This window comes from Enterococcus sp. AZ101 (assembly GCF_050499005.1).
GTDB lineage: Bacteria > Bacillota > Bacilli > Lactobacillales > Enterococcaceae > Enterococcus_L > Enterococcus_L ureilyticus.
On record NZ_JBMHEZ010000003.1, the window covers coordinates 541,334 to 555,778 of the forward strand.

Sequence of the window (14,445 nt, forward strand, 5' to 3'; positions counted from 1 at the left end):
ACTTGTTGAGGGTGGAGTTTTTAATTTAAGAAATTTGTTTCTTATTTTTGGAACTCTGCTTTTTTTATACTTTGAATTGTAGAATCAATACTATCATAGTACCTCCTTTCAAAAGTAATTGACATGATATAGTCTTTTTAAGACTATAATTGATTTTAAACAATCTTTATGTGATTGTCAATAGAGTAGTAGTCTAAATTAGATTGAATTTTTCAATTCAATAATCTAAAATAGATAAGGAGAGGTGATATGCTTGTTAAGTGAAAATTTTCAGGAATCATTAAAACAACTAAGAATAAAAAGAAATCTGACTCAAGATGAATTAGGTACAAAACTTGGAGTTAGTGGTCAAACAATTTATAAATATGAGAATGGCATTACTTTTCCTCCGCCAGAAAAAATAGAGAAGATTCTTCAATTTTTTAGAGTCGATCCAAATGTTTTATTTGGTTACCAAAGTCAAAGTGATAACATCAATAAATTATTAAAAACCATCAATAACGAAGCACATTTACAAGCTGAGATTTTTCGTAACTTGGAAGTTGGGGATGAAAAGAGTGTTTTGGAACAGCTGATTAATGAATATCCATACTTGGAGAAACAGACTATGGATTTATTGATAAATTACAATGAATTTATTTTTAAAACAAATGTTGAAAAATATATAGTTCGAGAAATTGAACGTATCAAAATAGCCGATACTTTTTTGAATAAAGGATGTTAAGATAAGCAAAAAGAGAGTATCAAACAAATTATTTGAGATTTGTTTGATACTTTCTTTAATTTAATGATTATTTTTGATACTCAAATATTCTTGTCGCACCTAAATAAATTTGCAGATAGCTTATATCATCCATAACTTTTAAAAGATGGAAAAATGGAGCAGTTAATTCCATACCTTGTTTGTCTGTATACTCTAATAACTTACCGTAACTTTCTAGAGTTTTATTTTCAAAATCATGATCAATTCGTGTCATAATCATATTAGAAACAGCAAAGTAGGTTCGGAAATTTAAAATTTCCATATCTATTTCCACATTATTCTCTTGAACTGGGAGAAAGAATTCAGCCAATATGGGTTCTGAAGTATCTTTTTGGTTATAGGTATTAATGGAGTAGAAAAAAGAACCGTTTGGTGTCAATTTATTCTCACTGATTATTTCAAAAAAATCATCTATGGCTAACTGCATTTCAGCTGGAATAAAAGTATAATATTTTGATATTACATTTCTGTATTCTATTTTTTGCCCTTCCACAATCATTTTGTAGACACATCCTTTATGGGAATGTAGATATCTAATACGTATTCTCCAAAAACATCTGTGCAAATAACATAAGAAGTGTCTTCTAAAGTTATTTTATTTTCTTTTGCATATTGTTCAATTTTTTCTCTTGCTACAAGAAAGTTGTCCTCATTATCAGCTTGTCGTAACATTACTGCGTTTCGAATTGATAATTCTTCTGTGAAAGTTAATGAATCCAATTCAGGCGGAATCTCAGTTGCCCAATTTATTGGCATATAAAATGTAAAGGATTTTTCTTCATGATCTTGAATATCTTTTATAGAAAAGAATAATGGACCAGATTGGTACAGGCCTTCGTTCAATTCCAGAACTTGTAATGTATTTAGACCATTTTCCCATTCCTTTGGTAAAATTTCTCTTGAAAAATTAATTAAGTTCTTCATGTATAGTGGCCGTTGCTCTATTTTCAATGTTCATTCTCCATTCTGTTAGTTAAATATTTCTCTGGGAATCTAATTTTTAAATAAGTTGGTATAAAAGTTCTGGGTGTGAAAAACATAAAGAAGTAAGATAGAATCAATAGAAAAATCGATAGAAATAAATCTCCAGAGATAAATACTTTTGATAATGCGAGTCCTATTAATGCGCCAACCGATGCATAACCTCTTAATTTATTTCCTTCCGTTTTATCCGTATCAGTCATTTTTTTTAGTTTATCTTGCTTTGTTCTATAAATAATATCATAAAAATAACCAGAGAAAAAAGTGATTATTAATAATAAAAACAGCATATTAGAAATTAAATTGAATTGATCTTCATACTTAAAAATCCACTGTTTATAAGTGTTCTCAGCAAATAATACTTTTGTCATAAATATATATCCATTGAAAAAAAATAGTACTACCCATAATGTTCCTAAACCCATGTTTAAAGTATTGTAAATTTCTATTTTGGGAGAAATATTTTTATTTCTATTTGAAATTAACAATATTGCCATATAAATAAAAAGTAGTAATGTGTATACTGTAGAAACGTATTCTATCCACCCTAAATTAAAATCAAATTTTTTGGGACCTAGTAGAATAAAAAGAATAAAAATTGATCCTAGAAAATATAAAGCAAATTGAAAAGTTTGTACTTTATCTTTATCTGTGTTTCCAAAGCGAATTGCGGAATCCCAATTAGTCAATTGAGATTCGGTGAATTGTTTCAAACTTAATTTTTTTAACATTTATTTTTCCTATTCCTATTAATTATTTATTAGCCAAAAAAGTTTCCAAGTTTTTTCCCTGCCCAACTTAAACTATCGGATACACCTTTTACAATTCCTTTTCCAACATCCTTAACAGCATCCTTAACCCCTATTTTTTCTAAACCTTCATTTACTAGCCAGTTAATTCCTATCGCAGCTCCTGTAACTGCAACAGCTGCGACAGTTCCTCCACCTGGAAATATCATTGTACCTATAGCAGCTGCGGTAGCCATTGAGCCCGCCCAAGTTGCTCCACTAATAGCTACATCTGAAGCAGTATTAACTCCCGTTGCAAAAAATGCTTCAACATTTGTTAAGTTTGGATCAGAGTAGGCATCATTATAATTATCTAATCCAGACATTCCGATATTCAAAAAGAAGAGGCCTTTTCCTACTTTATTTAAAGCTTTAAATTCATCTGGTTTAAAGTCACTGAGTGCTCCTTTCCAAGTTGCACTTCCAACTCCTTTGACAGAGTTTTTAAGTCCACCAGGTTTTAAATATGCTGGGTGAGTACCAGGTAATTGGAATTTATTCTCAAATAAATCCATTGTTCCCGATTTAAAAGTTCCATTCCATTCGCTAACATATCTAAATTGACTACCAGATCTCCACGGACGTCTCGTAGTATTTATCATATCATATAATTTTTTAGTAGTAACTTTCCATATTTTTTGTCCTTTTGCATTTTCTACTAGCACTAGACTACCATCTTTTATACATTGCTCAAAAAATTTTAGTCCTTTACCTAATTTAAATCCATCTTTTAAAAGGTCTAGATTTCCCCAAACATCATTAAGTTTATTAAAATTTTTAGCATTGTAGTTATTCAAGCCTACTTCACCAATTTGCCCCATTGTCTGACTAACTTGATTTAAACCGTCTAATTGTGTAGAGAATATTGATAAGACGCCGGAAAAACTACTTTCAAAGGTTTGTAAATCTTCAAACATTGTTTTAATAATCTTTTTTAGCTCCGTCCATGCTTCATTTGCCTCTGTTAACTCTATTTTAGATACTGAACAAATACTGCTAACGTTTGAAAATTCTGTATTAATTGTTTTTAAACTTGTTTTTACAGATTTGTATTGTGTTTCAACGGTTGTTTTGAAGGTTTCAATTTCGCTTTTCTTAATAACGCAATCTCCTGAGTTGTCTACTTGACTTGAAAAATCAGTCAATGATCGTGTTACTTCATCAGAAAAGGATTCAACAGCTTCTTTGTAACTTTCTGCTAACTTTGAGTGGGTATCCTTCAAATAATTTTTAACAGATCCTGCGCCGTTCCCGTCAAATGATTCTAGTGTGGCTAAACCATTTGAGGCTTCTTTTAATGTGTCAAGTTTTCCAGAAAATTCAGTTGTAAAAGTAGAGAGGTTATTGCTCCAATCTTGGACTTCACTAATTTTTACAGTTGTCATTTTTTACCTCCTATTCTTTTATCAGTTTCTACTAATGCTGCACCGATACTTTTCATTTGTGTGACATCAGATTCAATCAAAGACTGATAAGTTCCTAAAAATTGGCTCAAAGATTGTTGAACAGTCTTAAAAGAAGTGTAGGGTTCTATATCAGTTTCAGAAATAGAGTCTGTAACATCCATAGACAGATCTGTCCCTCCCGTTGAGAATTTACTGATTTTGTCTTCAAATTCCTTTGGATCAAATTTTATCTTATCTCCCATTTACTTCACCTTCTTATGTCTAATTTATATAGTTGCTAATAGATTTGCTAGGTCAGCAACCGATGCTTCTTGATTAACTACCCTAGATTCTAGTTCAATTAATTCTTCTTCTAATTCAGTTAGTTTATCTTCTATTTTTTGTAAGCCGTCTTCTATTTTTGTTTTAGCAGTAGTAGTATTTTCTTTTATAGTAGAGTATTCTGTATTTGCTTTGGTTGCATTTTCGCCTTGCCAAAACGAGCTTTCTATAGTAGTACTACCTAAGGTAGTACTACTAGAATCAAAAGTTTCTTTAGAAGATTGAATATTTTTAATTGCTGTTTCTAATTTTTTTATTTTTGCTTCCAAAGTAGATTTTTCTGTTTTTAAAGTATTTAAATGTAAAGTTTCAGTATTTAATTGTATGCGGAGTTGAGTTCGCATCGCCGCTTTTTGTGCTTTTTCTTTAGCATCAGTTGTCATAAAATTATTCCTCCTTTTCAGACACAGCAAACTTTATTTTTATAAATTGTTTATCTACACTATAATGAGCAGCATTTTTTTCTAATTCTGGTTCTCTTGAAATATATGGCTTTTCAATATATTCTTGATCGGAGATACGCATAGGGAAAATAGCAGTTTTTACTAATTCTTTAAACAAACGTGGTAATCCAATTCTAGTACGTGCCATATATTGGTGGGATCCAGCCAATATGAAGTGAATGTTGTTTATTTCATTTACTTGTAAAAGAAGTTTTAATTCATCTTCAGTCAAGTCAACTAACTCAATAAATTTTTCAATATCTGTAATGTATATTATTCTTTTAGGCGTTTGTTTTTCAGCTACTTGATTTTGAATTTCTTGCAATATTAAAGGCTTCATTTGTTTGATATTTTCTTCTTTGGATATATAAGTATTAACATTCAGGTTTATTCCATCTGTAATTTTTCCTGTATCAATAACCATCGTTTGCATATTTCCAGTTAAAAGCTCCATGCTTGAGAGAATAGAACGTTTTAATGGCATGAAAGTATTATTTGACTCACCCATCACTGATAAATGGCCAGAATCATCTAAATTAATAGCAACTGGTTGAACTTCTTCAAAATCTACACCTAATGGTAGTATTCCTCTTAGTGAAAGCTCTTGGACTTGTTTTTTCTGTTTAAATTCTTCAAAGTAAAGTATTTCAGGAACCATAGGAATCGGTTCAGGTCTTTCACCAGTCCAATGCTCATCCATCTGGCTAACTTCTTCTTGAATCGCTTCAATAATCTGCAGTGTATCTTCACCATCAGCTGGTAATGCTGCTTGGAATAATTCTGGTTCGTCCAACTTGATCAAGCCACGACCAGGTAAGTCATCAATCGTTAATGTTGTACGTCCAACGATGGCTCTTGGCTCACTATCATCAATCATCTTCAAGACAATCTGTGTCTTGATATTACTTGAAAGGATGGCTTTCAATGAGTTTTGTCTACCCGCAGATAGAAGTAAATGAATCCCGATTCCGGCACCTTCACGGGCAACTTGGGTAATCACTTTCTCAAGGATTTCATTGAACTTCGCATCTTTCAATCCTTCAAAACCGTCTAAAAGAATCAAAATAATCGGTTCTTCTTTCCCACTAGCACGCTCATACATTTCCAAACTCGCCACAGAAAACTCACTAAGCAGTTTTTTACGACGTTTCAACTCATCATTGATTCTACGTGCAAATTTCTCGATTTTCTCTTCTTCATCAATACTCATCGTATCGGCTACATGCGGTAATTTTTTAAGAGGTAACAATCCATTCGTCCCAAAGTCCAATAGATACAAATTCAATCTTTCTGGACTATGCACACGTGCTAAATCCATCACAACCGTCTGCATAAACGTACTTTTCCCATACCCAGGACTACTAAACACGGTCATATGACCTTCTTGTGTCATGTTCAAACGTAGTGTATTCTGTGCCTGCATACTCGGTACATCCACCACACCCAAAACAGGTTCAAGCGGCTGTTTCTCTGTCAACCATTCTTCTCTAAAGTCCACAGGATGAAGGGTAGAAGAAGCAATTCGTTCTTCCAACGGTGGTAACCAAGGTCTCGGTAGTGGGGTGATATTCTCACGTTCCGCCACTTCATGAATCCCATCAATAATGGCATCCAACTCAGTCGGAATCTGTTTCACATCATCCGCATTCTCCAATCCACTTAAATCTTCACTTAAAATTTCATACTGACCAAGGTCGTTAACCAAGTAAATCGTATGATCCTCAATCTGTTGGTCATCTTTTTCAGGCTGATAATCCGCACCACTCCAAGCACTTTGGAACAATTCATAAATCTCATTATTCCCAACTTGCAAGTAGGCACGCCCAGCTTGGGTGATTTCCGCCGCATCAGGTGTTTTCAACATTTCCATCGAATCGGCTTTATCCGCCACTTTCAACGCTAATTTAAATTTCGAGTTACTCCAGATTTGATCGTTTACCACACCACTTGGTTTTTGTGTCGCAAGTATCAAGTGAATCCCTAAGGAACGCCCAATACGAGCAGTGGAAACAAGTTCTTTCATAAACTCTGGTTGTTCTGATTTTAACTCGGCGAACTCATCTGAAATTAAGAAGAGGTGAGGCATTGGCTCTTCAACATCGCCACTTTTATATAATTTTTGATACTGATTGATATGATTCACGTTATTCTCCGAGAACAGGCGCTGACGGCGTTTTAGCTCGGCATTGATCGAGATTAAGGCACGCATACTTTGAGCGCCATCTAAGTTGGTAATACTCCCTAATAAGTGAGGCAGGTTACGGAACAAGTTCGCCATTCCTCCACCTTTGTAGTCAATCAGGAGGAAAGCTACGTCATAAGGATGGAAATTCACGGCTAAACTCAAAATATAACTCTGTACGATCTCTGATTTACCAGAACCTGTTGTCCCAGCGACTAAACCATGCGGTCCGTGAGCTTTTTCATGTAAGTTCAAGTAGACAATATCGTCTTTTCCACGTAAACCTAAAGGCACAGCTAAGGTTTTATGTGGCGAATGTTCAGCCCAACGTTGGGTCACGTTAAATTCATCAAATTTCTCGATGCCGTACATTTCTAGGAACGTCACGGCTTCTGGAATACTTGATTTCAAGTTTTGTAAGTGATTCAATGGTGCCAACAAACGTGGCAATTGTTCTTTACTAAAGTCAGCAGGGAAGTGATCTAATTGGAACGGTGTATTCTTCAATTTGCCTTCTTCCAATAAAAGAACCCCAGTATTACGGTCACGGATATCGATAACGGTTTTGATATTATCCGATAAACTACTCATAACATCTTCCACGAAAATCACGCTACAACCAAGTTCACTCGGATCTTCATTGAAGAATTCCATAATGACATGATCCAAAATTAGCTTCTCATCAGTAATCATCACCACATAGTGAGGGGAGAAGATGGTACTATCCCGACTATTGCGGTTTTCTTCCATGGAATTTTTACGGTTTTTCAAGATTTGATTCAAACTATTCAAGACTTGGTCACGGCTCCGTTGGTTATAGACAAACCCACGCACATTCACATCTTGCATCGTTGCATGAGGCAACCAACGCATCCATTCCCATTGGTCTTTTTCGGCTTCTGGGAAAATTGAGATAAATTGTAAATCATGGTAGCTATGGAAGACAGATAATTGATTGACTAATAAATGAAGCTGTTCTAGCACTAAGTTTCTAGGGCCAATATACCCAACAGGTCCATTGACTAAATTCGCCACGATTGGCATATCCTCAAGCTCTAAGCTCTTCGTATAAAGCTCATACCCACTTTTTTCTAAATCATCGGTTTCTTTCCCACGTTCTTTGTTTGAGTAGGTAATATCACTTGACGATTGCAGGGTTCCTAACCCTAAGCGGTAGAAGAGAAAGTCAAAGTGTAGTGCTGTTTTTTCATAAATTCTTGGGCTGTAAGTTTTGGTCATCTCCAATAGTTCTGAAACGTTTGGATAGTGATACAATTGCCCTTGTTTTTGTTCTTGATTTAATTGGTGTAATTCTACTGACTTGTCGACTAAGTATTTTTTGTAGCTGACAGTACGGTCGATCAAGCTTTGTTTGTGTTCTTTTTTCGTTTTAAAGTAATTCGTGATCGAGAAGATAATCGTGATCAAGGTCGTTGCGGCACTGGCTAAAACGAATAAACCATTTGGTCTGAAAAAGGCCATTGCCACCGTTACCATCAACATGACGATCGGTGGTAAAATCGTTTTGATCAGTTGATCTTGTTGTTTATTGTTCGGTTCGCTTGGGGCATTGATCGTAATTTTTTCCTCTGGTTCACGGTAAATGATCCGTGGCGAACGGTGGAAATCTGGGTAATCTTCATAGACATCGTAACGCGATGTGTAAATTTCACAGAGGTCTGATTTGATGATCGTGCCTTCTGTGGCATGGATTTCATGAGTAAAGACTTTCAATGTATGGTGTAGGAAAGACAGCTCGTCTCCTTTGCCAAGTAAATAGTCTGTCCCAGTAAAGAGTTGATTATTGATCATCAACTCGCCAGATAAGACGGTCAACAACCATTGATCTTCTTGTTTTTTCAAAATAGCTGAAATCGTTTTGGTCACATCGTCTTTCGGTAATTCCAGCGTAGCGCCTTTATCAGTACTTAAAATCAGTTCTTTTTTATCTAATAGGTCAAATACATGCATCTTCGTGACAGGTGCTAAAATGACCGTGACTTGTTGCGCGTCAGATAATGAAAGGGTAAGGGGCGAGTCTAGTGATAAGACCTGTTCTTGACCTTGGTGTGTTAAGATCCACTCCTCTTTCATTTCGATCGTTAATTCGTCTACTTCTGTTAGTAAAGGTAGGTGAAGAGAGGCTTGATTGTCTGAACCGATCCGTTGTACTTTTTCTTCATCAAGGAGTAGCTGATAGCGATAGCCTTGAAGGTAAAGGATGGCTTGTGTCTGTGTCATCTAGTTTCCCTCCTGAGCAGTCGATCCTTGTGTTTGTTCCGCTTGCGCTGCAGCATTCACACTTTCGTCACGTTTTTCTTTGTATTTTTTATAGTCGGCTTCTAATTTACCGATGGTTTCTTCTTTTTCAGTTCCAGACATTTTCGTGTCTTTTCGAACTTGTTCGATTTTTTGCGTAATGCCGTATAAAATCAAATCAGAATCTTCTAAGTTTTTCGCTACGTCTAAGGCTTCATCCAGATTCCCACGACCATTTTCGATCCAGTAATCTAAATAATTTTCATCAGAACGCAGTGTTACGTTATTTAAGATGACTTTTTTTTGTTGTTCTTGTAAAGCTTCCCCTTGAATGAAGCTAAAGGCTAGCTCATATTTTTGAGTAAATGGAATGCTGGTTGTTTTAACAGGTTCTAATGTTGTGATAACAGCTTCATAGTCATTTTTCAAGAAGGCTGTATCTGTGTTTTGCATCCGATCTAAGAACGGTAAACGGAAAAAGAGTAAATAGACTAATGGAATCACCAAGATAGCAGATAACACAGTCATCCAGATCGACAGTTGTTTCATCACTTGGAATTTTGTTTTGCTGACTTTTTTGGTTGTTTTTGCTGTGTGTTCCATCGTTTGGTCATACATTTGAACGAGGTATTCTCTGATGTCTTCAAAGCTTTCTTTCTTCAAGATCGTTTGGATAAATTCAGAGCCTTTTTTGATTTCTAATTGTCCTTCATAAAGCTTAGTAAAATCGTCTTTCTTTTCAAATAACGCAATGATCAAGCTTTTGTATTGTCGTAATAATAAGTCATTGCTCGTCACTGTTGGCGGCATTTTTCCTTCTAGACCGCGGTAGGCGATTTTGGGCTGTAAGTTGTAGTCAAACAGCAGGTTTTCCGGGTGGATAAAGAAGGTGAGTGGTAAGTCTAATAGTTGCTCAACCGCAGCCATATTGGTCATGGCGCGTAGCTTATCTTCTTTTGATCCTGCTTTTAATTCGTTGAAGGTAATGCGTTCTTTTGGCAAATCATAGGTAAATGTTACAGCGTCTTCTTCCCAATGGATGCTTGTATCCATTAATAGTGGGTGAGCGACTTTAAGTAAGGCTAAATCCTTTTCTTCGTTGACTTGAACCTCTGATTTTCTTAACGCAAGTTGCCAGTTTTCGATTGTTTTCTTAAATTCATACGTATGTTTTTCAATAATGATTGCGACCATCGTTTCTTTCATTGCTTCCATTTATTTACTCTCCCAACACTTCAATTATGTCTCCGTCTGTAATCGGATAATCTTTTAATTTTTTCTCTTCATCTAGAAGAATTCCTTTATTCAATACTTTGATTTGGTATTTTTGGACATTTTTTTCTTTTCCAAAGATTTGATTTAATTCTCGAATGAATCGAAAAACGGTAATGTTATTCGGGATTCTTAAATCGACCATTTTTTCTTTATTTTTCTGATACAACAACGTTACGTTGATGTGTTCTGTATTATCCGCCATGAGTTTGTCCTCTTTTTCTGTTGTGATACAAAAGTAAGGTAACGACTGTCACTAATGCTAATCCTAAAATTAAAGGAAACAAAGCAGGGGGAGAAGAAACGGTGGAGACCGTTTCTTCTTTTTTCACCGCTGCTTGGTTCTGTTCAGTTCCTGCAAATAGTTGTGTCGCATCTAGTTCTTTTACTTTTGTTGCTTTTGTTAGGAAGAGCTTAGACATGTCTTCTTGTTTTTGTTTTTCTTCTAGTGCTTTTGCATCGCTTGTTTTTTGGATCATTTCTGCTTCGAACAGGCGATCTTCTGCGACGAAACTTTTGGTTTTGCCATCGTCGACTTGTTCTTTATTCAAGCGATCTGTTTGTAATTCTAAGTTGTTATCAAGTAATGTTTCTTCTGCGTTAGCCGTAACAGAAAAAGAAATGAGACTGATTCCTAGTAAAAATAAGGACATTCGCTTTTTCATTTTGAGGCCACTTCCTTCGCTTTACGTCTCGGTTTCCAAATAAAAATATTGAATACGATCAATGCTGCGATCGCTAGTAGATATAAAATGATCTGAATAATATTCAAGGCGTTATTTGCCAAGATATCTGCTAGGTTATTTTCACCGATCGACAATGGATTGATGGAGCGAATAAGATCGACCATCGGGTTATTGCCTTTGGTTTTTCCAATGGCATTGGTGACAAAGACATAGCTGATAAATAGGAAAAGACTTAAGGCAAAGCCTGCGATATGGAATTGCTTCAACGCATAGTGATTCAATAATGAGAAAATCAGCATAAAGAGTACGATCATCATGCCCCAAACGATTTGGGATTCTTTCACGATTCCTAATTCACTGATACTTAACAGACTTAAAATCAAGCCAATGCCGATAGCACTTAAACTGAGTAGCATTGTTTCAAGCATGTTGTCTTTGAGCCAGAGTTTTTCTCGTTTGAATTTATTCTTGACTTTTCTTGCGACAGGTTGCGTAGCAAAGAGGTAAGCGATAAATAAGCTCAACGTGTACATGATCAAGATCCAAGTGAAAGGTTCGTTGACCTCAGTTGTTTTGATGGTTGCTTCCGCTTTTCCGTTCACTGGATTGGCGATAAATTGTAGTAAGGTATTGTTTGGTACGCCGTCTTTATGAGCGTTGTTCAGCACTTTGATAAAGGCTGAAACGAAATCATTGTTGTTGGCTAATTCTTTGTTTAAATTGTCCATGATCACATCGGCATTAGCAGATAGATCTTCCCCATTTTTTTGTGCAGTTTGGACTTCTTTGTCGAAAGATGTGAAGACCGATTTAACGCTTTCGGCTTCTTTAACATTCATATCAGATGCTTCTTTCAGCATTTCAGCTTGTTGTTTGATCGTTTTAAGCATCGAGTCGATTGCAGATATCTCTGTGTCTGTGGCAGCATTATCCGCTTCAACTTTCAGGTTAGATGCTGTGGCTTCGGACATATTCTTTTGCCAGTCGGCGATTTGAGCTAAATGATTTTGGACATTTTCGTTTAGACTCATAGTATTGCCTTGAATATCTTGAAGCTTTTCACCAATGCGACCAGATTGACGATCGATATCGTCGGCTTGGCGACGTAGTGTTTCAAGCTTGGCATATTGGTCTTTGTAATGACCTGTCGCAAAGGTTCCGTTAAGGACTTGTTTGAACATTTCCGTCATGTTCATGTCCAATAAGTTGTTGAAGACATCGAATGGGTATTTATCGAAGTCTTTTAGTTCTGCGTTGACTGTTTGATACAATTCGATTGTTTTTCCTAATTGTTCAGCATATTTTCTTTGAGCCCTTTGATAATTGGGTGTTAAAAAGGCAGATAGATCGGTTGTCTGCTCCCAAGTAACTACATAGGTGCCTTTAACAGCTCTAGCTGTATACGTGTCAACTTGAGGTGTATCTTTTGGCGTAACTGCCTCAGTTGATTGTGCTGACTGACTTGTTTCTTCAGTAGAAGTACTCTCAGTAGTTTGGTTTTCTTGGGACTCAGGCTCTGTTTCGTCGGTCGTTACATCAACAGTTGGTAGTGCTCGTGTAACTTGTGCATTTCCATCATTATCTGGATGAAGCACTTTTACCACTGAAATTGGGATTGTAGGTGCACCGTTAGTTTCTTCAAAATTGTCTGCAAAGGTGTACTTAAAGTCCATGTAAGAACTAGTAATTGGAATCTCTTCACCAGCAGGATCAACTTGGTCGGTACCATTATTATAAGTAAGAGATGCAATTTCAGAAGGAATTTCACCAAAAATAATCTTTCCATCCGTTTTATAGTTTTCTGTTTGGATTCTGAACGAACGGGATTTTGTAATAGCAGTATCTCTTTCCTTAATCAAATTATCATAGGTTGTTCTCAACTTCTCATGATATTGACTTTTACTGACTGTTTCACTATCGACTTTCCATTCCAATTCTTCGATCTTAGGATTATCAGGATATTTATCATTGGTATCGCGAATTTTTTGATTGATTTTTTCTATAGTAGCCAACATGCCAGAGTTTCCATACATAGATGTTCGAATGTCATCAATAGCAGGGTTTTCAGTATATGGAAAATGACCATATAAAAAGACTTCATTGAACTGATTAATATCTCGGGTATCTTGTTTAAAAGGTAAGCTGTCCAAACGCTCTTGCATCTTCAGCAGGTAATTATCATTAAATTTAGTAACATCTGAGAGTTGACCAGAATCGTAATCCATTTTTTTAAGGACATCTCTAAACGTCACTTCATCTGGAGTAGTAACTCTAAATTGGTTGAAGAACTCTTCACTATAAGTATCAAAATACTCATTCTGAATAGCGGTCAATTCATCAATCTGCTTTTCAACATCTGCTTTAGAAGCAAGTAGTTGTTCATTCAATGCATTCATCTGCTCGATATAACGGCCATTTCCATCATCTGAGGCAATGAAATCATCCTGTAATGATTGATTCAAGCTTTCTAGTGTGCTGTATAATTTGTTTGTTTCAGAACTTAACACACTGTCATCCATTGAGGTCAAAATCTTAACAAACTCTTCGTAAGTCAATTTTCCATCAGCCCGTTGCTGTAATAACTGTTCTAGCAAAGTAGAAAAATCTTGATGGCTACTTACGAGAGACTCAGGATTTTTAATAAATTCAGTTAATGTATTTGTCAACAAGTCATTTGCTTGTAGGGCACTTTGAGACTGTGAGGTAATACCTGGTAAATAGTCTTTAAAATTAATCGTCGGTTGGTAAAGAATGTCTTGAAACTTCCCAACGGAATCTGTTTGATTTGTATACACTTTTTCAATATTTTGTTGTGCCGTATACAAATTATCAATGATACTCACCACATATAAATCCACAAGCTGTTGGTTCAAATCATTGACGATTTTTCGGCCAACACTTCTTGATTCATTTTCTAAAGTAGCATTACCATTCGCATTGATTTTGTAATTGACTTGAACTTTTTCAGGTGCTTCGCTGTCTAATTCTAAAAGCTTGCTTGAGAAATTACTTGGAATCGTAACAAGTAGGTTATAAGTGCCAGTTTTTAAGCCATTCTCGGCAATTCCTCGACTCACTGTGAACCAGTTGTATGTCGCATCTTTTTCGATTTTCTTTACGTAATCTGCGCCTAGGTTATAGTCTATGTTATTTTTGTTAATCCCGTTATCTTCATTTACTAACGCAATATTCAACCGCATATCTTGATCTTCTTTCGCTTTATTCGCAGAGATATCGGTAAAATCGCGATTCATAAATATCAGCATAATAAGTAAAATTACAACCATCCAAACAGATTTCAACATATAATATAGTTTTTTACTGTTCATTTATCATTCTCCTAA

Annotated in this window: 12 protein-coding genes; 1 reads left to right on the forward strand and 11 read right to left on the reverse strand. The window is 35.5% G+C overall.

Going from position 1 to position 14,445, the window contains the following annotated elements:
* The first annotated feature begins 253 nt into the window (after positions 1-253).
* On the forward strand, positions 254-724 hold the full coding sequence (locus IGJ50_RS16495) for a helix-turn-helix domain-containing protein (protein ID WP_429951512.1): 471 nt from the start codon (positions 254-256) through the stop codon (positions 722-724).
* Positions 725-791: 67 nt separating this feature from the next.
* On the opposite strand, the gene IGJ50_RS16500 is transcribed toward IGJ50_RS16495, so the two are convergent.
* From IGJ50_RS16500 to esaA, 11 genes are read right to left on the reverse strand one after another with little or no spacing between them, the layout of a single operon-like run.
* Complete coding sequence (locus IGJ50_RS16500) at positions 792-1,262, reverse strand: DUF5085 family protein (RefSeq protein ID WP_429951514.1); 471 nt, start codon at positions 1,260-1,262, stop codon at positions 792-794.
* Positions 1,259-1,714, reverse strand: a complete 456-nt coding sequence (locus IGJ50_RS16505; protein ID WP_429951515.1) for a DUF5085 family protein — start codon at positions 1,712-1,714, stop codon at positions 1,259-1,261. The genes IGJ50_RS16500 and IGJ50_RS16505 overlap by 4 nt, the downstream gene beginning before the upstream one ends.
* Positions 1,711-2,475, reverse strand: a complete 765-nt coding sequence (locus tag IGJ50_RS16510) for a hypothetical protein (protein WP_429951516.1) — start codon at positions 2,473-2,475, stop codon at positions 1,711-1,713. Before IGJ50_RS16510 ends, IGJ50_RS16505 begins: the two co-directional genes overlap by 4 nt.
* A 29-nt stretch (positions 2,476-2,504) precedes the next feature.
* The gene (locus tag IGJ50_RS16515) at positions 2,505-3,917 is read right to left on the reverse strand and encodes a T7SS effector LXG polymorphic toxin (protein ID WP_429951517.1); all 1,413 of its coding nucleotides are present in this window, start codon (positions 3,915-3,917) and stop codon (positions 2,505-2,507) included.
* Entirely contained in the window at positions 3,914-4,180 is a 267-nt protein-coding gene (locus IGJ50_RS16520; RefSeq protein ID WP_429951519.1) for a TIGR04197 family type VII secretion effector, read from the reverse strand. The genes IGJ50_RS16515 and IGJ50_RS16520 overlap by 4 nt, the downstream gene beginning before the upstream one ends.
* A 24-nt stretch (positions 4,181-4,204) precedes the next feature.
* On the reverse strand, positions 4,205-4,642 hold the full coding sequence (locus IGJ50_RS16525; RefSeq protein ID WP_086314726.1) for a YwqH-like family protein: 438 nt from the start codon (positions 4,640-4,642) through the stop codon (positions 4,205-4,207).
* 4 nt (positions 4,643-4,646) lie between these two features.
* On the reverse strand, positions 4,647-9,125 hold the full coding sequence (essC, locus tag IGJ50_RS16530; RefSeq protein WP_429951521.1) for a type VII secretion protein EssC: 4,479 nt from the start codon (positions 9,123-9,125) through the stop codon (positions 4,647-4,649).
* A complete protein-coding gene (gene essB / locus IGJ50_RS16535) occupies positions 9,126-10,358 on the reverse strand; it encodes a type VII secretion protein EssB (protein ID WP_429951523.1) in 1,233 nt (410 codons plus the stop codon).
* 4 nt (positions 10,359-10,362) lie between these two features.
* Positions 10,363-10,620, reverse strand: a complete 258-nt coding sequence (locus tag IGJ50_RS16540; RefSeq protein WP_069640029.1) for an EsaB/YukD family protein — start codon at positions 10,618-10,620, stop codon at positions 10,363-10,365.
* Positions 10,610-11,080 carry a hypothetical protein gene (locus IGJ50_RS16545; protein ID WP_069640030.1) on the reverse strand — a complete coding sequence of 157 codons (471 nt, stop codon included), beginning with the start codon at positions 11,078-11,080 and terminating at the stop codon, positions 10,610-10,612. The genes IGJ50_RS16540 and IGJ50_RS16545 overlap by 11 nt, the downstream gene beginning before the upstream one ends.
* A complete protein-coding gene (esaA, locus tag IGJ50_RS16550; RefSeq protein ID WP_429951526.1) occupies positions 11,077-14,430 on the reverse strand; it encodes a type VII secretion protein EsaA in 3,354 nt (1,117 codons plus the stop codon). Before esaA ends, IGJ50_RS16545 begins: the two co-directional genes overlap by 4 nt.
* Positions 14,431-14,445 lie beyond the last annotated feature (15 nt).

Excerpts from the sequence above, each read along its gene's own strand:
- IGJ50_RS16515 (WP_429951517.1), bottom strand. The coding sequence starts at position 3,917 with ATGACAACTGTAAAAATTAGTGAAGTCCAAGATTGGAGCAATAACCTC.
- IGJ50_RS16540 (WP_069640029.1), bottom strand. The coding sequence starts at position 10,620 with ATGGCGGATAATACAGAACACATCAACGTAACGTTGTTGTATCAGAAA.
- esaA (WP_429951526.1), bottom strand. The coding sequence starts at position 14,430 with ATGAACAGTAAAAAACTATATTATATGTTGAAATCTGTTTGGATGGTT.
- IGJ50_RS16525 (WP_086314726.1), bottom strand. The coding sequence starts at position 4,642 with ATGACAACTGATGCTAAAGAAAAAGCACAAAAAGCGGCGATGCGAACT.
- IGJ50_RS16510 (WP_429951516.1), bottom strand. The coding sequence starts at position 2,475 with ATGTTAAAAAAATTAAGTTTGAAACAATTCACCGAATCTCAATTGACT.
- IGJ50_RS16520 (WP_429951519.1), bottom strand. The coding sequence starts at position 4,180 with ATGGGAGATAAGATAAAATTTGATCCAAAGGAATTTGAAGACAAAATC.
- essC (WP_429951521.1), bottom strand. The coding sequence starts at position 9,125 with ATGACACAGACACAAGCCATCCTTTACCTTCAAGGCTATCGCTATCAG.
- essB (WP_429951523.1), bottom strand. The coding sequence starts at position 10,358 with ATGGAAGCAATGAAAGAAACGATGGTCGCAATCATTATTGAAAAACAT.
- IGJ50_RS16500 (WP_429951514.1), bottom strand. The coding sequence starts at position 1,262 with ATGATTGTGGAAGGGCAAAAAATAGAATACAGAAATGTAATATCAAAA.
- IGJ50_RS16545 (WP_069640030.1), bottom strand. The coding sequence starts at position 11,080 with ATGAAAAAGCGAATGTCCTTATTTTTACTAGGAATCAGTCTCATTTCT.